Origin of the sequence: Cellulosimicrobium sp. SL-1 (genome assembly GCF_011033075.1) — a bacterium.
Taxonomy (GTDB): Bacteria; Actinomycetota; Actinomycetes; order Actinomycetales; family Cellulomonadaceae; genus Cellulosimicrobium; species Cellulosimicrobium funkei.
This window is the reverse complement of the sequence record NZ_JAACJC010000004.1, coordinates 336,205-360,475: the sequence shown is the minus strand read 5'-3', so window position 1 is coordinate 360,475 and position 24,271 is coordinate 336,205. Positions and strand designations below refer to the sequence as shown.

Sequence of the window (24,271 nt, the reverse complement as noted above, 5' to 3'; positions counted from 1 at the left end):
GAACCCAAGCGGAAGAGACGAGCGATTGTGGGGAGGCTGTAAGGCTCCAAAATGAACACGTCTGATGCCATTAGAGAACTAGCTCTCTTCGAGGGTGAGTTTGGCGATCTCTCGCGGGAGTTGGGACAGAAGGGTGACGCGGCATACCTATTGGTTCGTGATCCACAACAGCCTGGTCGCTGGGCTGTGATCGCGACCCCCGGCGACCGATGGTTCTCTCTCGAGGTCGCCGGCGGCTATTCAATCGACCAATTCGAGGAGGATGTTACGGACGAAGACATGCGTTGCACCATAAAGAAGTACGTGCAGGTCGCTCTTGCATATTTCCGGGACAGTCCCGCTCCAGTTCGTGGGCGCCTCACTGGCCGTTCATCCTTGAGGGTTGAGACAAAGTCCGGCGATGTCATGCTTCGAAAGTCGCTCGCCGACGACCTGCGGGATCGACTACGTCGGCGTCGCTCCTCGTGAACTCGGCTGACGTTCACCCGAATGCAGCTCGTGCGGGGGCCCGAACGCTGCTCGTTCGACCAGTAGCGGGTGGCTCGCGATGTTCGCGGTCGTCACCGTGTCGGCCGCAGGCATCGGCTAGTACGACCCGCTCGTCCATCCTGACGGCGACTGCGCGCCGTAGTGCGGATCGACCGGTGGCGGCGGGATCGTCTCGCCGGAACGTCAGCAGCAAGTCGACGATAAGGGCGACGGCGAGGACGCCTGGAAGATACTGAATCGGAGTCCGTCCGCACGGAGTGGAATCCAGAGGCTGGCGTTGCCCACGTCTTGGTAGATTCTGTCTTTTCAAGAGTGCAGAACGTCGTCGACGGACCAGTGGGCATCGCCATTCACGAGGCTAGTGTTGGAGTCCTTGACAAGACTGGGTTATCCAGTGTGGCCGATGTCGTCCTCGAGTCGATGGACGAGCGGTTGCGCCTCCACGGCCCCAACGATTCTGTGTCTTTGGTGGTCCAGTCGGCCGAGTCTGACTTGTTGCGCGTGCACGTCTTCGTGGATGACGAGGAGTATGGCGAACGGGCAATCGTGCTTCTCGGATGGTTGTCTGTGACTCACTGACCCGCTCAGATCTCCGTGGCGCTCGACCGGGCCCATCTTGTATCGCAGCCATATGTGACTGCAATGCGCGCGACGCCGTAGACCGACACGCGCGCGGGTCCGGCCGGGATGACACCGACCTCTGCCAGACTCCTCAGGCATGGACGACGGACGAGGCTGGACGTGGGGCTTTCGCGCTGCGCGCCCGGCCGTCGAGCTGTTCGCGATCGCGACCGTCCTGCTCTGCGTCGCCGGCGCGCTGCCCGGCCTGGTCGTCGCCGCGGCGGTGACGGAGTACCGCGACGAGGCGCCCCGTGCGGCAGCGGCGTCACCGGAGCTCCTCGCGGAAGTGCAGCAGCTCTCCGCGTTCGTAGGTGGTGTCGGGGCGGTCCTCGCCCTGGCGTGCGGGGTCCTCGGCTGGCGCCTGGTCCGGGGCTGGGCCCGCGGCTCGTCCGACGTCGAGGCGCCCCGGGCCGCCGCGACAGCGGCGACCCTGAGCGCCGCCGCGATCGTGGGGGCGTTCTTCACCGCTGCGAGCGGGTCGGGCGTGGCTGAGGTGTGCGCGGCCGGGGCGGCTCTGCTCGTCGTCACGTCGCTCGCCGTGCTCGGGTCCACGCAGGTGCGCGCTGCACGGCGCGAGCCGGCTGGCTGATCGGCCGGCGGCAGGGCACGCGGACGACGCTCGGGCCCTACGGGTGGGTCGTCGACGGCCGGTCCGTGCTCGGAGGTGATCAGAGCGTCCAGCCCACCCGGGCTTCCATCGGGCCGCCGCACGCTTCCGACCCTCCGACGCGGACCCAGTCGACGGACTTCTCGGTCTCGGTGAGGACGGTTCCGGTCTCGTCGAGGGCGCGCAGCCCGACCGGGTTCGTCTGCAAGAAGAGACTGAAGGACCAGGTGTCGCCCTCCCGCGAGGTCGCGACGGCCGGCTCCTGGGCGTCGGGACCCGTCGGCAGCGGTGGTTGCCACACCTCGCCTCCGCCGTCGCGCACCTGAAGATGGTGCACCTCCTCGGTGTCGCCGGTCAGCACCACCTCGAGAAGATCGGCGTACCCGATCGCGGGGCAGACCTCGGCGCCGCCGGAGAGCCGCGAGACGAGGAGCGCCACGACGACCAGCGCCCCGACGACCACGAGGCTCGTCCCCGCCCAGACGGGCAGGCGCACGCGCCGAGGTCTCGTCGGCCGGTGCGCCCGGTCGACGTCCTGCTCCTCCATGAGTGCCCCCCTCGTCGCGGGACCGGTCCCGGTACCGTGCACGTCGCGGAGGACGACCCTGGCCGCGCGCGACATCGAGGACCATCATGGCCGATCCGCCGCCCGGTCAGGCGGTGCGCACCCGTCCCCGCAGGTCCGCGTCTCCTCGCGGAGCCGGGTGTGGCGGCGTGGACCCCACCCGGTTCGCCCGCCGCGGGTGATGCCGCGCCTCGCTCGTCGTCCGTACGGTCGAGCCGATGCCCTCCGCCGCGCCGTCCTGCTGCGCGCCGGTCGGCGACGACGTCGCACCCGCCCACCGCACCTCGGCAGGTCCGCACCCGAGGCGGGCCACGGCGTCGGTCCGCACGGCCCAGGAGAGACGGGAGAGCGTGGATGAGCACCGAGCCCCGCCGGACGGTCGTCGGACCGCCGCTGCCCACGGAGCGGTCGTTGCCGTTCCCGCCCCGCCGCTCCGGCAGCGTCGCGGGCCGGACGATCCAGGAGTCGACGTACTCCCCGCGCCCGCCGGAACGCCACCTGCCCCCCGGCACGCCGAACGTCGTCGTGATCCTCATCGACGACGCGGGGCCGGCGCTCCCGACGACGCTCGGGGGCGCCGTCCGGACCCCCACGCTCGACCGGGTGCGCGCGAACGGCATCGGGTACAACCGCTTCCACACGACCGCGATGTGCTCCCCGACGCGCGCGTCCCTGCTCACCGGGCGCAACCACCACCGCGTGGGCAACGGCCAGATCGCGGAGCTCGCGAACGACTGGGACGGCTACTCGGGGCACATCCCGAAGAGCAGCGCCACGATCGCGGAGGTGCTGCGCCAGTACGGGTACGCGACCGGCGCGTGGGGCAAGTGGCACAACACCCCGGCGGAGGAGACGACGACGGCCGGCCCGTTCGACCGCTGGCCCACCGGGTACGGGTTCGAGTACTTCTACGGCTTCCTCGCGGGCGAGGCGTCGCAGTACGAGCCGCACCTCGTGCGCAACACGACCCCGACCCTGCCGCCGAGGACCCCGGAGGAGGGCTACCACCTCAGCGAGGACATCGCCGACGACGCGATGCGGTGGCTGCGCGACCACAAGGCGAACGCGCCGGACAAGCCGTTCTTCGTCTACTGGGCCACCGGCGCGCTGCACGGGCCGCACCACGTCATGAAGGAGTGGGCGGACAGGTACGCCGGCGCGTTCGACGACGGGTGGGACGCCTACCGGGAGCGGGCCCTCGCGGGAGCGAAGGCGGCGGGCTGGGTGCCCGACGACGCGGAGCTCACCCCGCGCCCGGAGAGCCTCGCCGCCTGGGACGACATCCCCGACGACCAGAAGGCGTTCCAGGCGCGGCTCATGGAGGTCGCCGCGGGGTTCGGCGAGCACGCGGACGTGCAGGCCGGGCGCCTGCTCGACGAGGTGGAGCGGCTCGGTTACGCGGACGACACGATCGTCGTCTACATCTGGGGTGACAACGGCTCGTCGGGGGAGGGGCAGAACGGGACGATCAGCGAGCTGCTCGCCCAGAACGGCATCCCCTCGACGGTCGAGCAGCACATCGCAGCCCTGGAGGAGCTCGGGGGCCTCGACGCGCTCGGCACCCCCGCGACGGACAACCAGTACCACGCCGCGTGGGCGTGGGCCGGGTCGTCGCCGTACCAGGGCATGAAGCTGCTCGCGTCCCACCTCGGCGGCACGCGGAACCCGATGTTCGTGAGCTGGCCCGGGCACATCGAGCCCGACCCCGTGCCGCGCACCCAGTTCCACCACGTCGTGGACCTGGTGCCGACGATCTACGAGATCCTCGGCATCTCCCACCCGGAGACGGTGAACGGCGTCCCGCAGGACCCGATCGACGGGACGAGCCTCGCGTACTCGATCGACGACGCCGGGGCCGAGGGCCGCCGTCGGACGCAGTACTTCGAGATCATGGGCAGCCGGTCGATCTACTCCGACGGCTGGATGGCGTCGGCGACCGGCCCACGCCTGCCGTGGGTCCAGGGGATGCCGGCCGGGATCCAGACGTGGACCCCGGACCAGGACCGGTGGGAGCTCTACCACCTCGACGAGGACTGGAGCCAGGCGCACGACCTCGCCGCGGAGCACCCCGAGAAGCTCGCCGAGCTCAAGGAGCTCTTCGCGATCGAGGCGGCGCGCAACGACGCGCTCCCGGTGGGCGGCGGGCTGTGGGTGCCGGTCATGCACCCCGAGGACCGGATCAGCCCCCCGTACACCGCGTGGGACCTCTCGGGGGACACCGTGCGCATCCCGGAGTTCTGCGCGCCGGCGCTGGGCAACCGCCCGAACCGGGTCGAGATCCGGCTCTCCGTCCCCGACGCCGCGAACGGCGTGCTCTACAAGCTCGGGGGCGCGGGCGGCGGGCTGACCTGCTTCCTGCTCGACGGCGTCCTCACCTACGAGTACAACCTCTTCCTCGTCCAGCGGACCGTGGTGCGGTCGGCCGCGCCGCTCGCGGCCGGCGACCACACGGTCGAGATCGTCACGACGTACGTCGAGCCGCGGCCGGGCGGCCCGCTCGACGTCGTGCTGCGGGTGGACGGCGAGGAGGTCAGTTCCGGCACGGTGCCCGTGAGCGCGCCCCTGCTGTTCTCCGCGAACGACTGCCTCGACGTCGGGCGCGCGTACGGGGGCGCGGTGTCGCGCGCGTACGCGGACCGGATGCCGTTCGCGCTCGACGGGCGCATCGACGGCATGCACGTCGCGTACCTGTGACGCGACTTCACACTTCCCGGGTGAGGACGGGGACGGGGCCCGGGGGCCAGCCTGGGGGTCGAGCCCGTGCGCCGCGCGGGACGGACGCGGGGAGGACGCGACGATGACGCAGGAACTCAGCGACGGGCCTGGTGCAGGGCTCGACGACCTCCGGGAGAGCGGGCCCGTCGACTTCCTCGTCGTCGAGCTCCCCACCGACCGCGCGACGGGTGACCGCGCGTTCCCCTACCTCGTCGACCTCGTGGACCGCGGCATCATCCGCGTGCTCGACCTGGTGGTCGTGCGCCGCGAGGACGACGGCGGCGTGACGGCCGTCGGGCTCGAGGAGCTCGACGACGGGTCGACGGAGCTCGCGGTGTTCGAGGGCGCGCGGTCGGGGTTGCTCGACGACGACGACCTCGCGCAGGCGGTGGACGCCGTCGAGCCCGGCATGACGGCCGTCGTGCTGGTGTACGAGAACGTGTGGGCGGCGCCCTTCGCGACCGCGCTGCGCCGCAACGGTGCCCAGCTCGTCGCGAGCGGGCGCATCCCGGTCCAGGCGCTCATCGCGTCGCTGGACGCCACCGAGCCGGTCGGCTGACCGGCGCCAGGAAGGAGACCACCGTGCCAGGACTGCTCCGCGGCGTCGCCCGCACCGCCGTCGTCGCCGGGACGGCGACCGCCGTCTCGAACCGTGTCTCGCGCCGCCAGGCGGGCCGCTGGGCCGCCCAGGAGTCGGCGCAGGAGCCGCAGTACGCGGCCCCGCCGCCGCAGTACGCCGCGCCGGCACCCGCCCCGGCGGCCACGGACGCGCGCATCGAGCAGCTCACGCAGCTCGCCGCGCTCCGAGACCAGGGCGTGCTCACCCCGGCAGAGTTCGAGGCCCAGAAGGCCCGCATCCTCGCCTGACACGGCCGGTCCGCCGTCGCGCGGGCCGGCCCGGCACGGCGGAAGGACGAGCATGACCCGGACCCGCACCGCCGACCCGGGGCGTCGTCTGCGGCGCGAGGCCTGGGGGTTCGCGGCCGGGTCGCTGTGCTTCCTCGTCGGCGCGCTCCCGCCGTACGCGGGCGCGGTGGGCGCCGTGGCGACCGGGGTGACGTTCGTCGTCGGCTCGGTGTTCTTCACGGCCGCGGCGTTCGTCCAGCTCGGCCTGAGCGGGCGCCGCCCGCCCCGCACGGGCACGCCGCCCGCCGACCGCTGGGACTGGTGGTCCGCGGCCGTGCAGCTCGTCGGGACGCTGTGCTTCAACGTGAGCACGACGGCGGCCCTCGTCGCGGCCGTGAAGGCCCCGACCGCGCTGTGGGTGGGGTGGAGGCCGGACGCCTACGGCTCGGTCGCGTTCCTCGTGTCGTCGGCGCTCGCGGTCCTCGCGACGCGCGACCGGGGCCACCTGTGGGACGCCGACGCGCGCACGTGGCACGGCACGTGGCTGAACATGATCGGTTCCGTCGCCTTCGCGGCGTCCGCCGTCGGGGCGTACGTCGACCCGTCCACGGGCACGTACCTGAGCGCGTGGTGGGACGACGCCGGGACGCTCTTCGGCGCCGTCTGCTTCCTCGCCGCCGCGCTGCTCTCGCGCCGGTCGGCCGGTGCTCCCGCCCGCACCGACGCCGTCCCGGCCGGGTGACGCCCCCGCGTCACCCGGCCGGGCGCTCCCTGGGTCAGGAGCAGTCGGCCGCCGCGTAGTCGGCGTCCACGGCCGCCGTGGCCGTCCCGGCGCTCGCACTCCCGGCGTCGACCGACGCCGCGCGGACCGCGAACGACTGGTACGCCGCCCGGCCCGGCTGGACGCCCGCCACCGTGCGCTCGCCGTACGGCGTGCGCAGCGTGACGTCGGCGGGCTCGTCGCCGGTGTTGCGCGCCGTGACCGCGACGTACGCGCTGCCGGCGAGGCAGCGGCTGGTCGCCTGGACGGCGAGCGCGGCCGGGGCGGCGGCGAGCTCGACCGTCGGACCGTCGAGCTCGACGACCGTCACGCTCGACCCGGAGGTCGAGGTCCACGTCGTGGCGGGCGTGAACGACCCGCGGTCGAGGTCGGCCTGCGTGACGACGTGGTGCGCGAACGTGCACGTGTACGACCCCTCGGCCGGAAGGTTCCGGTACCGGCAGTTCTGCGCGGCGTTCGCGGGGTCGAGCCCGGCGAGGTTGCCCGTCGGCACGACCTGGGTCGCGGCCGTCGAGAGGTTGCGCACGTCGAACGTGAAGCTCAGGCGGTCGCCCACGGCGTACGACGGCTGCGGGTTCGCGTGCGTCCCGCGCACGCTGATGTTCCCGGGCGCCCCGAAGTACACGCCGGGACCCTCGTGCTCCACGGTGGTGACGGTCGTGCCGGACGTCGACGTCCACGCGGTGCGCGGGGCGAAGTAGCCCGCGTCGAGGTCGGCCTGCGTGATGGTGTGCCGGGCGGACGTGCACGTGTACGCCGCGCGCGCCCCGAGGTTGCGGTAGCGGCAGTTCGGCGCGCCCTGCGCGGGGTCGAACCGCTCGAGGTTCCCCGTCGGCGAGACGGTCGTCACGGCGTCGGACAGGTTGGTCACCGTGAACGAGTAGGTGACGACGTCGCCGACCTTCCAGCCGCCGGCCGGGGTTGCGCTCGTGACGCTCGCCGCGGTGACCTCGATCTCGCCCGGCGTGCTGCTGGGGGCCGCGAGGAGCCAGTCGTGGTCGAGCTTGGCGAACCGGATGCCGCCCCCGCCGCCGCCCGGCTCGTAGAGCAGGCCGACGGTCCCGTCCGCGAGCGTGGCGAGCGTCGAGTACGCCATGCCTCCCGGCTGGAAGACGCGCGCGACGGGCCACGTCTCGCCGTCGTCGTAGCTGACGCGGACGGTGCCGTTGACGCGCCCGGTCTGCGACGCGGCGTTCGAGAAGAGCAACACCTTCGCCTCGGCCGACCCCTGGGGCGCGTTCGGGTACGCGCGCACGATCGACGCGTTGTTGGTCGGGTCGGGCAGCTCGGTGTCGAGGGTGACCGGCCCGTACGTCACGCCGCCGTCGGTCGAGTACGCGACCTTGCGGTACTTCGACCCGGCGGAGTCGCGCGAGTTGAGCATGACGCGCCCGTCCGAGAGCTCTACGGTCTTGTTCTCGTCCATGCCCGTGCCGACGGGCTGCCCGACCTGCCACGTGGCGCCGTGGTCGTCGGAGTAGACGGACACGGCCTGGAACTGCCCGGACCCGTTGATGATCGTGTACTGCTGCACGAGCCGTCCCGCGTGGGGGCCGTACCGGAGCTGGATGCCCTGGCCCGACGCGGCGAAGCGCGAGCGCCACCCGAGGTCCGCCGTGACGTCGGCGGTGATGGTGCGGTGGGTCCAGGTGCGGCCGTCGTCCGTGGAGGCGGAGACGTTGGCGTGGATGACGTCGCGCGCGGTCGGGTCGACGCCCGGCCGGGACCCGCCGAAGCCCTGGTCGTACGACTTCACGTGGAAGTTGAAGATCGTCCCCGTCTCCCGGTCGACGACGTAGCTCGGGTCGGAGTAGCCCTCGATCGGCGCGGTGGTCTTCCCGGCGGCGACGACCTCCTGCGGCCCCCACGTGACGCCGTCGTCGGTGGAGCGGCGCTGGAGGATCGAGTTCGGCCCGGGGGAGTCGGCCGCGGTGGGGCGGCCGTCGTACGAGGCGAGGACGTCGCCGTTCGGCGCCACGGTGAGCGCGGGGATGCGGTAGTTGGGGAAGCCGCCCTGGCCGTTCGTCGCGAGCTGCTGCTCGGTGTACGAGCCCGGTCCGCCGGTGGCGGGCGCGAGGTCGAAGTCGGGGGCGAGGGTCGTGTGGTGGGCCGACGCCGTCGTGACGGGGGCGACGACGCCGCCCACCGCGAGCGCGAGCGTCGCGGCGACGGTCACCGCGCGGTGCGCGGGTCTGCGGAGGTGTCCGATCATGCCGTTCCTTCCGGTCGGTGCTCGGCGCGGGCGGACGGTCACGGGGGAACGCGGCGACGCTGCCGAGAACGCTTGAACAGATGATGTCAGATGTCTGACGTCAGGAAGGTATCCCGGCGGGTCGGCAGGGTCAAGGGCGGCGCGCGGACAGCACGACGCCCGCCGGCCGCGCGGGGTGCGCGGCCGACGGGCGTCGGGGTGGGTCGGAGCTCTCCGGCGGCTCAGCCGCGGCGGGTCCGGCGGGACGCGATCACGACGGCGGTGCCCGCGGCGGCGAGCACCGCGGCGATCCCGGCGTACAGGGCGGCGCTCACGCCGGTCTCCGCGAGGCCCGGGTTCGCCGCGGAGGCGCTGACCGTGCTCGAGACGGGGACGACGCCGGCCGGGTCGCCCAGCCCGGGCGGGTTCGTCGCGCAGTCGGGGGACGCCGGCGGGTAGACGGTCGTCACGACGACGTGGGGGTTGACCTCGAAGCGGACGTCGACGGAGGGGCGCACCCAATCGTACTCGTCGCCCTCGACCCACCGGCCGTCCTCGAGGCGCCAGCCGGGCCAGTCGACCCCGCGGCCGGAGTCGTCGACGACCGCACCGGGCCACAGGAGGCGGCCCGAGAGCGGGAGCCCGCTCTGCACGACGCTCTCGCCGTCGGGGTTGATCCACGTGACCGTCGCGGTGTCGTGGTCCGTGCCCTCCACCTCGATCGCGTAGTCGAGGTACGCGGCGTCGCTCTCGCACACGGGCGCGAGGGTCGTGAGGCGCATCGACGGCTCGGTCGGCACGTAGGTGTCGCCCTCCGCCGCGTGGGCCGGCCCCGCGAGGAGCGCGGCGGTGGCGGCGAGAGCGGCGGCGGCGGTGGCCCGCCCGGCGGCGCGGCGCCCGGTCGAGGTGCTCATGGTGGTTCCCGTCGGGTCGTGGTCGGTCGGGTCTCGGCGGGCGTCGTCCACGGGCGCCGCCGTACCCCCGCGGACCAGCGGGACCGGAGCAGCAGGGGCACGGGCGTGTCGGACACGAGAGGCGGCACCGCCGTCGTCGCCGATGCCCGCACCTGCAGGGGGCTGTGGTGCGGGCATCGGCTGGGCCTCAACCTAGACACCCAACTGGACAGGCGTCCAGTTCTCGAGCGGGTGAAGTCCGGGCGGTGTCGAGCCGCCCGGGCGGCGGGCTAGAGGCCCTGCCAGTCGGGCTTGGACGCGTACGTCTGGCGGTAGTAGTCGCCGAGCTGCAGGCGCGAGGCCGCCGCGTCGTCGACCAGGACCGTGGCGTGCGGATGCATCTGCATGATCGTCGCGGGCCACATCGCGCTCACCGGGCCCTCCACCAGCTGGTGCACCGCCTCCGCCTTGCCCTTGCCCGTGGCCAGCAGCACCAGGTGCCGCGCCGACATGATCGTCGCCAGACCCTGCGTCAGACAGTGCCGCGGCACCCGCTCCACGTCATCCCCGAAGAACCGCGCGTTGTCCTCGCGCGTCTGCGCCGTCAACGTCTTGATCCGCGTCCGCGACGCCAACGACGACCCCGGCTCGTTGAACGCGATGTGCCCGTCCGTCCCGATCCCCAGGATCTGCAGGTCCACACCCCCCGCCCCCGCGATCGACTCCTCGTACGCCGCGCACGCCGCCACCAGGTCCGCCGCGTTGCCGTCCGGACCCTGCACCGCACCCGGAGCGAAGTCCACCCGCGAGGCGATCTCCGTCTCGATCACGTTGCGGTACCGCTGCGGATGATCGACCGGCAACCCCACGTACTCGTCCAGCATGAACGCCCGCACCCCCGCGAACGACAACCCCTCCTGCACATGACGCCGCACCAGCTCGTCATACACCTTCAACGGCGACGACCCCGTCGCCAACCCCAGCACCGCCCCCGGCCCCGACCGCACCACCGCCTCCACGGCATCCGCAGCCAGCACCGCCAACCGCTCCGCCGGAGCGATCACGACCTCCATCAGACCCTCGCCTCCTCGGGCACCGTCCGGTGCTCCACCGCGACCACGTCGCCCGTCTCGACCGAGCGGTACGCCGCGTCGATCACGGCGAGCGATGCGCGCGCCTCCTCGATCCCGTAGTCCGGCCGTCCGCCGGCCAGCACCGCCCCGACCACGTGCCGCAGGTACGCCGCCGCGGCGACCTGGCCCGCGTCGGCGGCGATCGCCGTGCGCCCGTCCGCGCCGAACCGCGCGACGGCCGGGGCGTCGTCGTCCGCGACGGCGTGGCCGTGCGACCCGAGCAGCCGCACCGACGACGTGGTGGGCGTCCCGCCGGGCGCGAACGGGACGCGCCCGAGGGTGATCGTCGCGGTCACGCCGCGCTCCAGCTCGAGCGTGACGACCGCCGTGTCCTCGACCCCGGCCTCGCGGTGCGGCTCCAGGAACAGCGACCCCGCGAACGCGTGCACCTCGACGGTGCGCAGCCCGGTGAGGTGGTGCGCCGCGTCGGCGCAGTAGCCGAGGAAGTTCAGCAGCTCGCCGCCCCCGGAGAGCGCGCGGTCCACGACGAGGCCCGGGCGCTCGACCGACGTCGCGAAGTGGGCGCCGGACGCGAGGAACTCGAGGTCCAGGTGGCGCGGCAGGCCCACGTGGCCGGCGTCGACCCACGCGCGCAGGCGGCGCAGCGCGGGCGCGTGCGTGCGGTTCACGACGGCGCACGTCCGGCCCGTGCGGGCGGCGAGCGCGACGAGGTGGTCGGCGTCGGCGAGGGTCGTCGCGACGGGCTTGTCGACGAGCACGTCGAGGCCCGCCTCCAGCAGCGCGGCGGCGAGGCGGGCGTGCCGGGTCGGCTCGGCGCACACGACGACGAGGTCCACCGCGCCGCCCAGGGTCTCCGCGACGGACGCGACGTCGGTCACCTCGGCGTACGGCATCCCGGTGCGCTCGGCGACGGCGCGCGAGTCGTCGCGCACCCAGCCGGGCGCGTCCGCCTCCTCGACGACGCCGACGAGCTCGACGCGGTCGTCGGTGGCGAGGAGGCGCAGGTAGTCGGCCGCGTGGCGCACGGCCGACGCGAACGCGACGCGCAGGACGGTGCTCATGCGGCCACCCCCGTGGTCGCGTAGCCAGGGACGTCGGCGACGCGCTCGCGCCGCCCGGAGACGAGCGAGCGCTGCGCGGCGAGCGCGGTCGCGAGCGCGGCCCGCACCTGCGGCGTGGTGACGACGGGCGCCGCGTCGCCGCGCACCACGTCGAGCCAGTGCGCGAGCTGGAGCCCCAGCGCGCCCTCGACGGAGACCGGCGGGGCGGTCGTGGCGTCGGAGTGCAGGCCGTCCTCCTCGGTGGTGGAGTGCGCGAGCGTCCCCTCGGTCCCCACGAGCACGACCCGGCGCACGAGCTCGCCGCGGCGGCGCAGCGCGTAGCAGAGCTCGAGCGTCGCGAGCGCGCCCGACGCCGTGCGGAGCTGCACGTGGAACGAGTCGGGCGACTCCATGTCGGGCGAGAACGTGCGGAAGCCGCGCGCGAAGACCTCGACCGGCTCGTCGTCGAGCAGCCACGTCGCGGCGTCCATGATGTGGGTGCCGTTGTGCACGGGGTGCCCGCCCGAGAGCTCCGGGTCGAGCTGCCAGCCGCGCCACCCGGCGGGCCACGCGTGGCCCGTGTACCAGGAGATGTGCGCGAGCCGCGGGGTGCCGATCTCGCCCCGGCGGGCCGCGGCGGCGAGCGCCGTCACGGCGGGCTGGAAGCGCACGGTCTGCCCGACGACGAGCGTCGTGCCCCGGCCGTCGGTCGCCGCGACCATCGCGTCGAGCTCGGGCAGCGACAGCGCCGCCGGCTTCTCGACCTGGACGTGCTTGCCGGCCTCGCCCGCGGCGATCGTGTCGCGCGCGTGCGTGGGCGTCGCGGTGACGACGTCCACGGCGTGCACGGCGTCGTCCGCGAGCGCCTCGTCGAGGGCGGTCGTCGCCCGGGCACCGGGGACGAGCGCCGCGAGCGCACGGGTGCGCTCCAGGTCGTGCCCGACGACCCAGCGCACGTCCGCGCCGTCGAGCGCCGCGAGGGCCGTCAGGTGCTCGCGCGCGAACGCCCCGATGCCCACGACGGCGATCCCGACGGGGCGGCGGCTCGACGGTCGCCCGGCCGGGGGGAGGTGCTGGGGTCTCACGCGGTCGTCACCCCGAGGGCCCGGTCGATCGGCTGGTAGTGCGAGGCGACGGCGGCCCGGAACGCGTCGACGTCGCCGGCCTCGGCGGCGTCGAGCATCGCGCCGTGCGCGCGGGCGGTCTGGTCGAGGTCGGCGGCGACGGAGAGCCCGAGCTTGGGGATCACGGCGGTGTGCACGTCCCAGAACGCGGCGACGAGCTGCCCGACGAGCGAGTTGTCGAGCCGCGCGAGCAGGCCGGTGTGGAAGGCCCGGTCCTGGGTGGGGAACGACTGGCCCCGCGACGCCGCGGCGACCATCTCGTCGACGAGGGCGTGCAGGTCGGGGTTCGACGTCCCGGTGAGGCTCGCGACGATGCGCTCGGCCATGGCGAGGTCGAGGGACTGGCGCACCTCGACGACGTCGCGCAGCGCCCGCAGGTCGTCGCCCGGGGACAGGACGCCGCGGAAGACGAGCGCCTCGACGAGCGCGTCGAGCGACATGCTCCCGACGAACGTGCCGTGCCCGTGGCGGACCTCGACGATGTCGAGGGTCGACAGGGTGCGGATCGCCTCACGCACGCTCGACCGGGAGACGCCGAGGTGCTCGCACAGCTCGGCCTCGGTGGGGAGCGGGTCCCCGGGCCGCAGCCCTTCGCCGAGGATGAAGTCCTTGATCCGGTCGGCGGTGGTGGTCCGCCGCGGTGCGGTCGCACCGGTGCTGCCGGCTCTGGAGGCGTCGAGCGTCGCGAAGCTCCTCCGCCGTGGTGTCGCCATCTTGACCCCTTCGGTTTCTGGTCCTAGTGTCATGCTACACAACGTCAGACATCAGACATCTTCTCTCCGGAAGAGTGTCGGTCTCATGTCAGGAGAACCAATGAAGCTTCACGTCAGCTCACCTCCCCGTCGCCGGGGAGTCGCTGCGGTCGCCGCGGGCGTCGTGCTCGCGCTCGGCCTCGCGGCGTGCTCGGGTGGCGACGCCGCGCAGGACGACCCGACCGAGGGCACCGCCGCCCAGGGCGAGATCGACCAGGACGCCGTGATCGAGGCGGGCATCTCGTACTCCCTCTCCGGTGGTTTCGACCCGATGATCACCACCGGTGCCGTGACAGTAGCCGCGAACTGGCACGTGTTCGAGGGACTCACCGAGCTCGACCCCGCGACGCGCGAGGTCTACGCGGCGCTCGGCACCGACCTCCCGGCGCAGGTCGACGACACCCACTACGAGGTGGACATCCGCGAGGGCGCGGTCTTCCACGACGGCACGCCCGTCACCGTCGACGACGTCGTCTTCAGCTTCGCGCGCGTCCTCGACCCGGCGAGCGAGTCGCTCTACGCCGGCTTCATCGACTTTATCGAGTCCGTCACCCCCGTCGACGAGGACACGGTCTCGATCAACCTCAAGTACCCGTTCAGCCTCGTCCCCGAGCGCGTGTCGGTCGTCAAGATCGTCCCGAAGGCGCTCGTGGAGTCCGACTACGAGTCGTTCAACGCCCTGCCCGTCGGCACCGGCCCGTTCAAGATGACCCAGGCGACGCCCGACGACAAGATCACGTTCGAGCGCTTCGACGACTACAACGGCCGTCGTCCCGCGCTCGCCGCCGGTCTCGTGTGGAACCTGCTGTCCGACCCCGCGGCGCGCGTCACCGCGATGAGCTCCGGCACGGTCAGCGCGATCGAGGACGTCCCCTACATCGACGTCCCGACGCTCGAGGGCGCCGTGGACGTCGAGTCGGTCCAGTCGTTCGGCACGCTCTTCATGATGTTCAACACCGACCTGCCGCCGTTCGACGACGTCCGCGTGCGCCAGGCGTTCTTCTACGCGCTCGACATGGACAAGATCATCGACAACGGGCTCCTCGGCAACGGTGCCGCGGCCACGAGCTTCCTGCCGCAGAGCCACCCGAACTACCACGAGGCGTCGACCGTCTACTCGTACGACCCGGAGAAGGCGAAGTCGCTGCTCGCCGAGGCCGGCGTGAGCGACCTGTCCATCACGCTCCTCACCACCGACACCGGCTGGGTCGCGGACATCGCGCCGCTCATCAAGGAGAACCTCGACGCGATCGGCGTCGACACGACGCTCGACATCGGCCAGTCCGGCGGCCAGTACACCAAGGTCGACAACGGCGACCTGCAGGTCATGGTGGCGCCCGGCGACCCGTCCGTCTTCGGCAACGACCCCGACCTGCTCATGCGCTGGTGGTACGGCGACAACGTGTGGTCGCAGTCGCGCTACCGCTGGAACGACGACCCGAAGTTCGCCGAGCTCCAGTCGATCCTCGACGCCGCCGTCCGCACGTCGGGCGACGAGCAGCAGGAGCTGTGGGACCAGGCGTTCGACCTGATCTCCACCGAGGTGCCGCTCTACCCGCTGCTGCACCGCAAGCTGCCGACCGCGTGGGACGGCGACACGCTCTCCGGCTTCAAGCCGCTGCCCATCACGGGCCTGTCGTTCCTCGACGCCGGCCTCGTCAAGTAGCCGCGGGCGCGTAGCCCTCGGCGCCGACCGACCCCGGGCCCCTCGCCCGCCCCGGCGAGGGGCCCGGTACCCGCCCGGCACCCAGAACGGACAGACCATGCACCGCACCCCCGACGCACCAGGAGGTCGACCATGAGCGCGCTGCTGCGACTCGTCGGACGCCGTCTCCTGCAGCTGCCGATCATGATCCTCGGCATCACGTTCCTCGTGTTCCTCGTGATGTCGTTCTCGCAGGTCGACCCCGCGATCCAGGCCCTCGGCGAGGGCGCCTCGGTCGAGGCGCGCGAGGCGTACCGCGAGGCGAACGGGCTCAACGACCCGCTCCTCGTCCGGTACGTCGCGTTCCTCGGCGGCCTCCTGCACGGGGACCTCGGCACGTTCAGCGCACGCCAGGTGCCCGTGGCCGACGAGGTCGCGCGCGCCCTGCCGATCACCCTGCAGCTCACGCTCATGGGCCTCGTCATCGCCGTCGTGGCGGCGCTCGTCATGGGCATCCTCGCCGCGCTCTACCGCGACCGCTGGCCCGACAAGGCGATCCGCGTCGTGTCCGTCGCGTCCCTCGCGACGCCGTCGTTCTGGCTCGCGGTGCTGCTCATCCAGGTCGTCACGCTGAGCGCCGGGTGGCTGCCCGCGAGCGGCCCCCTGCCCGACCCGTCCGAGGACCTCGGCGGCTACCTCGCGCGCATGACGCTGCCCGCGCTCGCGCTCGCGATCCCCGTCGTCGGCCAGCTCACGCGCGTCGTGCGCACGTCCGTCGTCGAGGAGCTCGACAAGGACTACGTCCGCACCGCGATCGGCGCGGGCATCCCGCGCCACGTCGTCGTGGGGCGCAACGTGCTGCGCAACGCGCTCATCACCCCGATCACGGTCCTCGGCCTGCGCGTCGGCTACCTCATCGGCGGCGCCGTCGTCATCGAGATCATCTTCGCGCTGCCCGGCATGGGCACGCTCATCCTCAACGGCGTCACCAACAACGAGCCCAACCTCGTGCAGGGCGTGACCCTCACCGTGGCGCTCGCCTTCGTGCTCATCAACATCGTGGTCGACATGCTCTACGTGCTCGTCAACCCGCGGATCAGGACGGTGTGACGTGCGTCGACAGCTCACCGAACGACTCTCGACCCCCGGGCTGCGCCTGCGCGCGCTGCCCCTCGGGTCCAAGATCTCCCTCGCGTTCGTGCTCCTCGTGGCGCTCGCGGCCGTCTTCGCGCCGCTCGTCGCGAGCCACGACCCGCTCGCCACCGGCACGCCCGTCCAGCCCCCGAGCGCGGAGAACTGGTTCGGCACCGACCGCCAGGGGCGCGACATCTTCTCCCGCGTCGTCTACGGCGCGCGGTACTCGCTCGTCATCGGCCTCGGGGCCACCGCCATCGCGCTCGCCGCGGCCGCCGTGCTCGGCGCCGTCGCCGCGACTGCCCGCAAGAGCGTCTCCGAGACGCTCATGCGCGTGCTCGACATCGTCATGTCGTTCCCCGGCATCGCGCTGGCCGCCGTGTTCGTCTCGGTCTTCGGCCGCTCGCTGCCCGTGCTCGTGCTGACGATCGCGTTCCTCTACACGCCGCAGCTCACGCGCGTCGTGCGGGCCAACATCCTCGACCAGTACGGCGAGGACTACGTCGCCGCGACCCGCGTCATGGGCGCCCGCACGGCCTGGATCCTCGCGAAGCACGTCGCCCGCAACTGCGCGGCGCCCGTGCTGGTGTTCACCACCGTGCTCGTGGCCGACGCGATCGTCTTCGAGGCGTCGCTCTCCTTCATCCAGGCGGGCGTGCCCGACCCGGAGCCCTCGTGGGGCAACATCATCGCCGCCGGCCGCGACCTCGTCATGGGCGGCTACTGGTGGGCGACGTTCTTCCCGGGCCTGGCCATCATGCTCACCGTCCTGTGTCTCAACATCCTGTCCGAGGGCATGACGGACGCGATGGTCGCCGCCCCGCGGGCGACGCGCGCCACCCCGGCGAAGGCCGTCGCGACCCACTCCGACGACGCGGCCGTCGCCGCGGAGCTCACCGCGATGGACGCCGACGAGCCGGTCGAGACGGCGGACGAGGCGCGCCTCGCCGAGTCCGAGCCGGTCGTGCCGGACGTCGAGCCGCAGGTCGCGCACGTCGGGCGCGCCGTGCCCCTCGCCTCGCGCCTCGCCACGCTGCGCGCCGCCGAGTCGGCCCGCACGGACCGGCCCGTGTACGACGGCGACGCCGAGCCCCTGCTCGAGGTGCGCAACCTGTCCATCCGGTTCCCGCGCCACGGCGACGTCGCGGTCGTGGACGACGTGTCGTTCTCCGTGCGGCCCGGCGAGACGATGGCGCTGGTCGGCGAGTCCGGCTGCGGCAAGTCGATCACCTCGCTCGCCGTCATGGGCCTGCTGGACCCCTCCGCGCAGATCAGCGGCGAGATCCGCTACGGCGGCAAGGACCTGCTCGCGATGGGCAACCGCGAGCGCGCGGCGCTGCGCGGCACCGAGATCGCGATGATCTACCAGGACGCGCTGAGCTCGCTCAACCCGTCGATGCTCGTCCGGGCGCAGATGAAGCAGCTCACGCGCCGCGGCGGGACCCGCACGGCCGAGGAGCTCCTCGAGCTCGTGGGCCTCGACCCGGAGCGCACGCTCAAGAGCTACCCGCACGAGCTCTCCGGCGGGCAGCGCCAGCGCGTGCTCATCGCCATGGCCCTCACGCGCGACCCGAAGCTGGTCATCGCGGACGAGCCGACGACGGCGCTCGACGTCACCGTCCAGGCCCAGGTCGTCGCGCTGCTCGACGAGCTGCGCGTCAAGCTCGGCTTCGCGATGGTGTTCGTCAGCCACGACCTCGCGCTCGTCGCGCAGATCGCGCACCGCATCACGGTCATGTACGCGGGCCAGGTCGTCGAGCAGGCGCCGACGAGCGAGCTGCTCACCGACCCCCGCCACGAGTACACGCAGGGCCTGCTCGGCGCGGTGCTCTCGATCGAGCAGCGCTCCACGCGCCTGCACCAGATCCCCGGCACCGTCCCGTCGCCGCGTGACTTCCCGACGGGCGACCGGTTCGCGCCGCGCTCGTCGCGCCCCGACCGTGGCCTCGACGTGCGGCCCGTGCTGCGCGCCGTGGACGCGGACGGGCAGCACCTCGTCGCGATGCCGCCGGACGAGCCGCTCGGCGCCGTCGCGGGCGGTGGCCCCGCCCCGATCACCACCGGAGGGACGCGATGAGCGCCACCGACCAGACCCCGACCGCCGCGGAGCGGGGGTCCGTGACCGACCACGACACCCCCGTCGTCGAGCTGCGCGGCGTGCACGTCGTCTTCAAGGCCCGCACGGGCACGCTCTTCAAGGCCAACCGGGTGCACGCGGTGAACGACGTCAGCGTCGCGGTCCGCCGCGGCAGCACGCTCGGGATCGTCGGCGAGTCCGGCTCGGGCAAGTCGACCATGGCGAAGGTGCTCGTCGGGCTGCAGGCGCCGACGTCCGGCGAGATCCGCTTCCGCGGGCAGCCGGTCGACAAGTACACGACGCGCGTGCGGCGCGACGTCGGGCGGGTCGTGTCCGTCGTCTTCCAGGACCCGGCCACCGCGCTCAACGCCCGCATGCGCGTGCGGGACGCCCTGCGGGACCCGCTCGACGTGCACCGCGTCGGCGACGCCGCGTCGCGCGAGGCGCGCGTCCGCGAGCTCGTGCACCTCGTCGGGCTGCCCGAGTCGGCGCTCGACGCGCTGCCCGGCCAGCTCTCCGGCGGGCAGCGGCAGCGCGTCGCGATCGCGCGCGCCCTCGCGCTCTCGCCCGACGTGATCGTCGCCGACGAGCCCACGTCCGCGCTCGACGTGTCCGTGCGCGCCCAGATCCTCAACCTGCTCGCCGACCTCAAGGCCACGCTCGACCTGGGGATGGTCTTCATCTCGCACGACATCCAGACGGTGCGCCACGTCTCCGACGAGATCGTCGTCATGCAGGGCGGCCGCATCGTCGAGTCGGGCCCGGCCGCGCGCGTGCTCGACGACCCCCAGGACGACTACACCCGCACGCTGCTCGCGGCGGCGCCCGCCCTCCTGTGAGCGGCGCCGCGCCCCTCGCGACGCGGGGCACCACCCAGACCGAACCATCGCTGAACCCAGAACCGGAGCTCCTCGTGACCACCCCCTTCCGCGGGATCGTCCCGCCCGTCCTCACCCCGCTCACGACCGAGGGCGAGGTCGACGTCGCGTCCCTCGAGCGTCTCGTGGACCACCTCGTCACCGAGGGCGTGCACGGCCTGTTCGTGCTCGGGTCGACCGGCGAGGTCGCCTACCTCACCGACGCGCAGCGCGACGTCGTCGTGCGAACCGTCGTGCGCGCTGCCGCCGGTCGCGTGCCCGTCATGGGCGGCGCCATCGACCTGACGACGGCGCGCGTCGTCGAGCAGGCGAAGGCGCTCGTGGCGGGCGGGGTGGACGCGGTCGTCGCCACGGCCCCCGTCTACGCGCTCAACGACCTCGACGAGATCGAGCGCCACCTGCGCGCCGTCGCGGCCGCCGTCGACGTGCCGCTGTTCGCGTACGACATCCCGGTGCGCGTGCGGACGAAGCTCCCCGCGGACCTGCTCGTCCGGCTCGGCACCGAGGGCGTCCTCGCGGGCGTTAAGGACTCGTCGGGCGACGACGTCGGCTTCCGCCGCCTCGTCGCCGCCAACGCGGCGGCCGGCTCGCCCCTCGCGCTCTTCACGGGGCACGAGGTCGTGGTCGACGGGATGCTGCTGCTCGGCGCCGACGGCGTCGTGCCGGGCCTCGCGAACGTCGACGCGGGCGGCTACGTGCGCCTGTGGGACTTCGCCCAGGCCGGGAAGTGGGACGATGCCCGGGTGGAGCAGGACCGTATCGCCGCGCTGTTCGAGATCGTGTTCCAGGCCCGCGGCCGCTCGGGCGACGCCGCGGGCGTCGGGGCGTTCAAGGTGTCCGCGCAGCGCCAGGGGCTCATCGCGACCGAGACCCTCGCGTTCCCCGTCGAGCCGCTCGCGGACGACGTCGCCGCGCGCGTCGAGGAGATCACGCGCGCCGCGGGGCTCCTGCGTGGCTGACGCCTCCCCGGACGCCGCCGCGCCGACGGTCGTCGTCGGCGTCGACCTCGGCGGCACCAAGACGGCCGCGGCGACCGTCGCGGCCGACGGGACCCTCGGTCCCGTGCTCGCCGTGCCGACCCCGGCCGCCGGCGGCCCCGACGCGGTGCTCGACGCCGTCGCCGGGGTCGTGCGCGAGGTCGTCGCCGCGCTGCCGGGCGCGGCGCGCCTGCGCGCGCTCGGGGTCGGCACGGCCGGCGTGGTCGACGTCGGTCGCGGCGTGATCGTCTCCGCGACCGACACCCTGCCCGGCTGGCCCGGGACCGACGTCGCGGGCGGCCTGCGCCGTCGGCTCGCCGACCTCGCGGCGGACGCCGACCTGCCCGTGTTCGTCGAGAACGACGTCGACGCGCACGCCGCCGGCGAGGTGTGGCGCGGCGCCGCCGCGGGCGCGCGCAGCGCGCTGCTCGTCGCCGTCGGGACCGGGGTAGGGGGTGCCGTCGTGCTCGACGGGCGTCCCCTGCGCGGCGCGCACCACGTCGCGGGCGAGCTGGGGCACGTGCCCGTCCCCGGCGCCGAGCTCCTGCGCTGCCCGTGCGGACGCACCGGCCACCTGGAGGCCATCGGGGCGGGCCCGGCCGTCCACCGCCGCTACCTCGCGCTCGGCGGGGACGCGACCAGCCCCGACACGCGCGACGTCGTCGCCCGGGCCGACGCGGGCGACGAGCTCGCGGCCTCGGTCGTGCGCGACGCCGCCCGCGCCGTGGGCCGCGCCGTCGCCGGGGTCGTCACCGTGCTCGACCCGGAGGTGGTCGTCGTCGGAGGCGGCATGGCCGGCGCGGGCGACCTGTGGTGGTCCGCGCTCGAGGACGCGCTGCGCGCGGAGGTCGTCGACGTGCTCGCCGACCTGCCGCTGCGGCCCGCCGCGCTCGGGAACGTCGCGGCGGTCGTCGGCGCGGCGCGCGGCGCGTGGAACCTGCTGGACGACCGCACGACCGACGGAGGAGCGCGATGAGCGCGGAGCAGCACGACCGGACCCCCTGGACGCGCGACCGCGTCCTCGACGCGATGCGCGGACGCCTCACGGTGTCCTGCCAGGCCTACCCCGGCGAGCCCCTGCGCGATCCGCGCACGACGGCGCAGATGGCACGCGCCGTCGTCGCCGGGGGAGCGGCCGCCGTCCGCGTGCAGGGCCTGGACGACGTCGCGGCCGTCGTCGCGGCGGTCGACGTGCCCGTCGTCGGGTTGTGGAAGGACGGCGACGGCGGGGTCTTCATCACCCCGACCCTGCGGCACGCCGTCGCGGTCGCGGACGCGGGCGCGCACGTCGTCGCGCTCGACGGCACGCGCCGGCCGCGCCCCGACGGGCTCACGCTCGCCGAGACCGTCGCACGCCTCCGCGAGACGACCGACGCGCTCGTCATGGCGGACTGCGGGTCGCTCGACGACGCGCTCGCCGCCCAGGGCGCGGGCGTCGACCTGCTCGGCACGACCCTCTCCGGGTACACCGGCGAGCGGCCCCGGACCGACGGCCCCGACCTCGCGCTGGTCGACGAGATGGTCGCCGCCTGCACCCTCCCGGTCGTCGTCGAGGGTCGCGTGCACACCCCCGCCCAGGCCGCGGAAGCGATGGCGCACGGCGCGTTCGCCGTGTGCGTGGGGACCGCGATCACCCACCCCACGACTCTGACGTCCTGGTTCGTCGACGCCGTCGCGCCGCCCGCCTGAGGCGGTGCGGCAAGAGGTCCGCTCGAGGGGGCCGGGCAAGATCTCTGTCGAGGCGCCCTAGGCCCACGGCCGGTGTGTACGCCCGGCCAAGCCTGGTGTGTGCTGCTGTCCCGAGCGATGCGGCAGGATGTCGCGCATGACGTCCTCGGGGGGTGGGCTGGAACCAGTCGGATATGCCGAGCTCCTGGCCGAGCTGAAGGCGCGAGTCCGCGCGACGCAGTTCCGCGCAGCGCGTGCGGCGAACACCGAGGTGCTGCGTCTGTACTGGTCGGTCGGGCGCGACATCCTCGACCGACAGCGTGCGGCGGGCTGGGGGAGCAAGGTCGTGACGTCGTTGGCGGCGGACCTGCAGCGCGAGTTTCCCGACCAGCGCGGCTGGTCACGGTCGAACCTGCTCTACATGCGCCGAGCGGCGGAGGCGTGGCGGACCGAGGACGAGTTCGTCCAACAACCCGTTGGACGATTGCCGTGGGGGCACGTCACCGTCCTGCTCGATCGGCTCACGACCCGCGAGGAGCGTGACTGGTACGCCGCGCGTGCGGCCGAGTACGGCTGGTCTCGCGCGGTGCTCGAGCACCAGATCAAGGCCGACCTGCGGCGCGCCGTCGGTGCTGCGCCGACGAACTTCACCGAGGCGCTCGAGGCCCCGGACTCTGAGCTGGCGCAGCAGCTGGTCAAGGACCCGTACGTGTTCGAGCACCTCGCGATGGTCGAACGGGTGGCCGAGCGGGACGTCGAGCAGGCGCTGATGGACCGGCTGCAGGACACGATGCTCGAGCTCGGGCGGGGCATGGCGTTCGTCGGGCGCCAGGTGCGTCTGACCGTGCCGGACGACGCGAGCGATCGGGTGGACGAGTTCTACGTCGACCTGTTGTTCTTCCACGTTGAGCAGCTGCGGTACGTGGTGGTCGAGCTCAAGATCGGGCCGTTCGAGCCGGCCCATGTCGGCCAGCTCGGCACGTACGTCGCGATCGTCGACGACCAGTTCCGCCGGTCCGAGATCCATGCCCCGACGATCGGGATCCTGCTGTGTACGGGCAAGACCGGCCCGACGGTGCGGTACGCGTTGGCCGGTACCCGGGTGCCGATCGCTGTCGCGGACTACCAAGGTCTGCCCGAGGACGCCCGCGGCGTGCTGCCGAGTGCGGCCGAGCTCGAGGCGGTCATCGAGGACGAACTCGACCACCGGGGATGAGCGCCCGAAACCCCTTCTGAACAGCGCAGACGCAGCGCCGATAAGCTACCTTATGTCACGCGCCGATGTTGAACGGCTCTCTGAGAATCTCTTCGCACCCCTCACTCGATCAGCCGTAGCAGCTCTCGAACACCACGGCGGGTCGGGCCAGGCTCTCGACGGCATGCCGAGCTACTGGCGACTGGCTCCGGGGACCGGTGCACAGACGATCAACCAGGACGTGTAGTGCTCGACGACGCGCCCTCCGAGGTCCGCGACGGCCGCCGCGACCTCGTCGACCTCGTCCCGGCTCCAGTCGCTGAACGTGCTGAAGAGCCCGTGAATCTGGTCGGCGTCGAGCTCGATGCTCCAGCGGTACTTACCGATGTCCTCGACGGCGAACAGCCCGGAGGCAGTCAGCCGTGCTGCGGTCGACCTGACGTCCTCGGGGCTCCCGGCGCGCGGCGGCCTGCTCCGCCGCGCGACGATCCGCGCGACCCGGTCACGGAACGCGGTCGGTTCCGCCGCGGGGTCACCGAAGACGTGCCGCCAGACGAGGAACCGCCCGGCTGGCACCAGGGCGCGATGGAGCCGGGGCAGGAGCGCGTCGAGGTCCATCCAGTGGATCGAGGTCGCGGCGACCGCCAGGTCGAACGCGGCTCGTCCGAGCTCGGCGTCCTCGGCCCGTGCGACGACCACCTCCGCCGTCGGGTGACGGGCGGCGAGCACGGCGGCGAGCTGCGTGCCCGGTTCGACGGCGACCACGTCGACCCCCGCTGCGAGCAGCGGCCCGGTCGCCTCCCCGGTGCCCGCGCCGAGGTCGACCGCTCGCCGGCCCGGCGCGACCAGGCCGGTCCGACGCACCCGCTCCCACAGCTCGGCCGGATACGGCGGACGGGCGGACCCGTAGGAGTCCGCCAGCGCGTCGAAGTGCGTCGGGTTCCCCATCGTCCGACCCTACGACCGCAGATCCTGGCGC

The 24,271-nt window shown here is 73.3% G+C and carries 23 protein-coding genes; 15 read left to right on the top strand and 8 right to left on the bottom strand.

Annotation, left to right across the window (positions count from 1 at the left end):
• Positions 1 to 51: 51 nt before the first annotated feature.
• The 3 genes from GWJ10_RS08280 to GWJ10_RS08270 all read left to right on the top strand — a co-directional run bounded on the left by GWJ10_RS08280 (position 52) and on the right by GWJ10_RS08270 (position 1,699).
• Entirely contained in the window at positions 52 to 468 is a 417-nt protein-coding gene (locus GWJ10_RS08280; protein WP_163186751.1) for a hypothetical protein, read from the top strand.
• A gap of 333 nt (positions 469 to 801) precedes the next feature.
• A complete protein-coding gene (locus tag GWJ10_RS08275) occupies positions 802 to 1,068 on the top strand; it encodes a hypothetical protein (RefSeq protein WP_163186749.1) in 267 nt (88 codons plus the stop codon).
• Between the two features lie 139 nt (positions 1,069 to 1,207).
• On the top strand, positions 1,208 to 1,699 hold the full coding sequence (locus GWJ10_RS08270) for a hypothetical protein (protein WP_163186747.1): 492 nt from the start codon (positions 1,208 to 1,210) through the stop codon (positions 1,697 to 1,699).
• A 79-nt stretch (positions 1,700 to 1,778) separates the two neighbouring features.
• Here GWJ10_RS08270 and GWJ10_RS08265 read toward each other — a convergent pair whose 3' ends face one another.
• Complete coding sequence (locus GWJ10_RS08265; RefSeq protein ID WP_163186745.1) at positions 1,779 to 2,264, bottom strand: hypothetical protein; 486 nt, start codon at positions 2,262 to 2,264, stop codon at positions 1,779 to 1,781.
• 372 nt (positions 2,265 to 2,636) lie between these two features.
• Between GWJ10_RS08265 and GWJ10_RS08260 the strand changes: the two genes are divergently transcribed.
• The 4 genes from GWJ10_RS08260 to GWJ10_RS08245 all read left to right on the top strand — a co-directional run bounded on the left by GWJ10_RS08260 (position 2,637) and on the right by GWJ10_RS08245 (position 6,585).
• Positions 2,637 to 4,976: an arylsulfatase gene (locus tag GWJ10_RS08260; protein WP_163186743.1), complete on the top strand. Its 2,340-nt coding sequence runs from the start codon at positions 2,637 to 2,639 to the stop codon at positions 4,974 to 4,976.
• Positions 4,977 to 5,079: 103 nt separating this feature from the next.
• On the top strand, positions 5,080 to 5,556 hold the full coding sequence (locus GWJ10_RS08255) for a DUF6325 family protein (protein ID WP_061268853.1): 477 nt from the start codon (positions 5,080 to 5,082) through the stop codon (positions 5,554 to 5,556).
• 23 nt (positions 5,557 to 5,579) lie between these two features.
• The gene (locus GWJ10_RS08250; protein WP_043653548.1) at positions 5,580 to 5,864 is read left to right on the top strand and encodes an SHOCT domain-containing protein; all 285 of its coding nucleotides are present in this window, start codon (positions 5,580 to 5,582) and stop codon (positions 5,862 to 5,864) included.
• A 52-nt stretch (positions 5,865 to 5,916) separates the two neighbouring features.
• Entirely contained in the window at positions 5,917 to 6,585 is a 669-nt protein-coding gene (locus GWJ10_RS08245; protein WP_163186741.1) for a YrhK family protein, read from the top strand.
• Positions 6,586 to 6,619: 34 nt separating this feature from the next.
• On the opposite strand, the gene GWJ10_RS08240 is transcribed toward GWJ10_RS08245, so the two are convergent.
• From GWJ10_RS08240 to GWJ10_RS08215, 6 genes are all read right to left on the bottom strand, one after another.
• On the bottom strand, positions 6,620 to 8,836 hold the full coding sequence (locus tag GWJ10_RS08240; protein WP_163186739.1) for a sialidase family protein: 2,217 nt from the start codon (positions 8,834 to 8,836) through the stop codon (positions 6,620 to 6,622).
• Between the two features lie 221 nt (positions 8,837 to 9,057).
• Positions 9,058 to 9,729 (bottom strand): hypothetical protein, encoded by a 672-nt coding sequence (locus tag GWJ10_RS08235; protein WP_076406800.1) that lies wholly within the window; start codon positions 9,727 to 9,729, stop codon positions 9,058 to 9,060.
• A gap of 269 nt (positions 9,730 to 9,998) precedes the next feature.
• A complete protein-coding gene (gene nagB / locus GWJ10_RS08230; RefSeq protein WP_043653555.1) occupies positions 9,999 to 10,781 on the bottom strand; it encodes a glucosamine-6-phosphate deaminase in 783 nt (260 codons plus the stop codon).
• A complete protein-coding gene (locus GWJ10_RS08225; RefSeq protein ID WP_163186737.1) occupies positions 10,781 to 11,863 on the bottom strand; it encodes a Gfo/Idh/MocA family oxidoreductase in 1,083 nt (360 codons plus the stop codon). Before GWJ10_RS08225 ends, nagB begins: the two co-directional genes overlap by 1 nt.
• Positions 11,860 to 12,927 carry a Gfo/Idh/MocA family oxidoreductase gene (locus GWJ10_RS08220; protein ID WP_163186735.1) on the bottom strand — a complete coding sequence of 356 codons (1,068 nt, stop codon included), beginning with the start codon at positions 12,925 to 12,927 and terminating at the stop codon, positions 11,860 to 11,862. Before GWJ10_RS08220 ends, GWJ10_RS08225 begins: the two co-directional genes overlap by 4 nt.
• Positions 12,924 to 13,679, bottom strand: coding sequence for a GntR family transcriptional regulator (locus GWJ10_RS08215; RefSeq protein WP_163186733.1), 756 nt, complete (start codon positions 13,677 to 13,679; stop codon positions 12,924 to 12,926). The genes GWJ10_RS08220 and GWJ10_RS08215 overlap by 4 nt, the downstream gene beginning before the upstream one ends.
• A 100-nt stretch (positions 13,680 to 13,779) precedes the next feature.
• Here GWJ10_RS08215 and GWJ10_RS08210 point away from each other — a divergent pair, with 100 nt between their 5' ends.
• From GWJ10_RS08210 to GWJ10_RS08175, 8 genes are all read left to right on the top strand, one after another.
• Positions 13,780 to 15,384 carry an ABC transporter substrate-binding protein gene (locus tag GWJ10_RS08210; protein WP_144681225.1) on the top strand — a complete coding sequence of 535 codons (1,605 nt, stop codon included), beginning with the start codon at positions 13,780 to 13,782 and terminating at the stop codon, positions 15,382 to 15,384.
• Positions 15,385 to 15,516: 132 nt separating this feature from the next.
• On the top strand, positions 15,517 to 16,473 hold the full coding sequence (locus tag GWJ10_RS08205; protein ID WP_021481963.1) for an ABC transporter permease: 957 nt from the start codon (positions 15,517 to 15,519) through the stop codon (positions 16,471 to 16,473).
• A 1-nt stretch (position 16,474) separates the two neighbouring features.
• The gene (locus GWJ10_RS08200; RefSeq protein ID WP_163186731.1) at positions 16,475 to 18,574 is read left to right on the top strand and encodes a dipeptide/oligopeptide/nickel ABC transporter permease/ATP-binding protein; all 2,100 of its coding nucleotides are present in this window, start codon (positions 16,475 to 16,477) and stop codon (positions 18,572 to 18,574) included.
• Positions 18,571 to 19,413: a dipeptide/oligopeptide/nickel ABC transporter ATP-binding protein gene (locus GWJ10_RS08195; protein WP_163186729.1), complete on the top strand. Its 843-nt coding sequence runs from the start codon at positions 18,571 to 18,573 to the stop codon at positions 19,411 to 19,413. The genes GWJ10_RS08200 and GWJ10_RS08195 overlap by 4 nt, the downstream gene beginning before the upstream one ends.
• A 74-nt stretch (positions 19,414 to 19,487) precedes the next feature.
• Positions 19,488 to 20,411: a dihydrodipicolinate synthase family protein gene (locus tag GWJ10_RS08190; protein WP_163186727.1), complete on the top strand. Its 924-nt coding sequence runs from the start codon at positions 19,488 to 19,490 to the stop codon at positions 20,409 to 20,411.
• Positions 20,404 to 21,405, top strand: coding sequence for an ROK family protein (locus tag GWJ10_RS08185; RefSeq protein ID WP_163186725.1), 1,002 nt, complete (start codon positions 20,404 to 20,406; stop codon positions 21,403 to 21,405). Before GWJ10_RS08190 ends, GWJ10_RS08185 begins: the two co-directional genes overlap by 8 nt.
• A complete protein-coding gene (locus GWJ10_RS08180) occupies positions 21,402 to 22,118 on the top strand; it encodes an N-acetylmannosamine-6-phosphate 2-epimerase (RefSeq protein ID WP_163186723.1) in 717 nt (238 codons plus the stop codon). Before GWJ10_RS08185 ends, GWJ10_RS08180 begins: the two co-directional genes overlap by 4 nt.
• A gap of 136 nt (positions 22,119 to 22,254) precedes the next feature.
• A complete protein-coding gene (locus GWJ10_RS08175) occupies positions 22,255 to 23,313 on the top strand; it encodes a PDDEXK nuclease domain-containing protein (RefSeq protein ID WP_163186855.1) in 1,059 nt (352 codons plus the stop codon).
• Positions 23,314 to 23,484: 171 nt separating this feature from the next.
• Here the strand turns inward: GWJ10_RS08175 and GWJ10_RS08170 are convergent, their stop codons facing one another.
• Entirely contained in the window at positions 23,485 to 24,240 is a 756-nt protein-coding gene (locus GWJ10_RS08170; protein ID WP_163186721.1) for a methyltransferase domain-containing protein, read from the bottom strand.
• Positions 24,241 to 24,271 lie beyond the last annotated feature (31 nt).

Coding starts and splice junctions, on each gene's coding strand:
- GWJ10_RS08280 (WP_163186751.1), top strand. CDS start 52: ATGAACACGTCTGATGCCATTAGAGAACTAGCTCTCTTCGAGGGTGAG.
- GWJ10_RS08270 (WP_163186747.1), top strand. CDS start 1,208: ATGGACGACGGACGAGGCTGGACGTGGGGCTTTCGCGCTGCGCGCCCG.
- GWJ10_RS08265 (WP_163186745.1), bottom strand. CDS start 2,264: ATGGAGGAGCAGGACGTCGACCGGGCGCACCGGCCGACGAGACCTCGG.
- GWJ10_RS08260 (WP_163186743.1), top strand. CDS start 2,637: ATGAGCACCGAGCCCCGCCGGACGGTCGTCGGACCGCCGCTGCCCACG.
- GWJ10_RS08255 (WP_061268853.1), top strand. CDS start 5,080: ATGACGCAGGAACTCAGCGACGGGCCTGGTGCAGGGCTCGACGACCTC.
- GWJ10_RS08245 (WP_163186741.1), top strand. CDS start 5,917: ATGACCCGGACCCGCACCGCCGACCCGGGGCGTCGTCTGCGGCGCGAG.
- GWJ10_RS08240 (WP_163186739.1), bottom strand. CDS start 8,836: ATGATCGGACACCTCCGCAGACCCGCGCACCGCGCGGTGACCGTCGCC.
- GWJ10_RS08235 (WP_076406800.1), bottom strand. CDS start 9,729: ATGAGCACCTCGACCGGGCGCCGCGCCGCCGGGCGGGCCACCGCCGCC.
- nagB (WP_043653555.1), bottom strand. CDS start 10,781: ATGGAGGTCGTGATCGCTCCGGCGGAGCGGTTGGCGGTGCTGGCTGCG.
- GWJ10_RS08225 (WP_163186737.1), bottom strand. CDS start 11,863: ATGAGCACCGTCCTGCGCGTCGCGTTCGCGTCGGCCGTGCGCCACGCG.
- GWJ10_RS08215 (WP_163186733.1), bottom strand. CDS start 13,679: ATGGCGACACCACGGCGGAGGAGCTTCGCGACGCTCGACGCCTCCAGA.
- GWJ10_RS08210 (WP_144681225.1), top strand. CDS start 13,780: ATGAAGCTTCACGTCAGCTCACCTCCCCGTCGCCGGGGAGTCGCTGCG.
- GWJ10_RS08205 (WP_021481963.1), top strand. CDS start 15,517: ATGAGCGCGCTGCTGCGACTCGTCGGACGCCGTCTCCTGCAGCTGCCG.
- GWJ10_RS08195 (WP_163186729.1), top strand. CDS start 18,571: ATGAGCGCCACCGACCAGACCCCGACCGCCGCGGAGCGGGGGTCCGTG.
- GWJ10_RS08180 (WP_163186723.1), top strand. CDS start 21,402: ATGAGCGCGGAGCAGCACGACCGGACCCCCTGGACGCGCGACCGCGTC.
- GWJ10_RS08175 (WP_163186855.1), top strand. CDS start 22,255: ATGACGTCCTCGGGGGGTGGGCTGGAACCAGTCGGATATGCCGAGCTC.
- GWJ10_RS08170 (WP_163186721.1), bottom strand. CDS start 24,240: ATGGGGAACCCGACGCACTTCGACGCGCTGGCGGACTCCTACGGGTCC.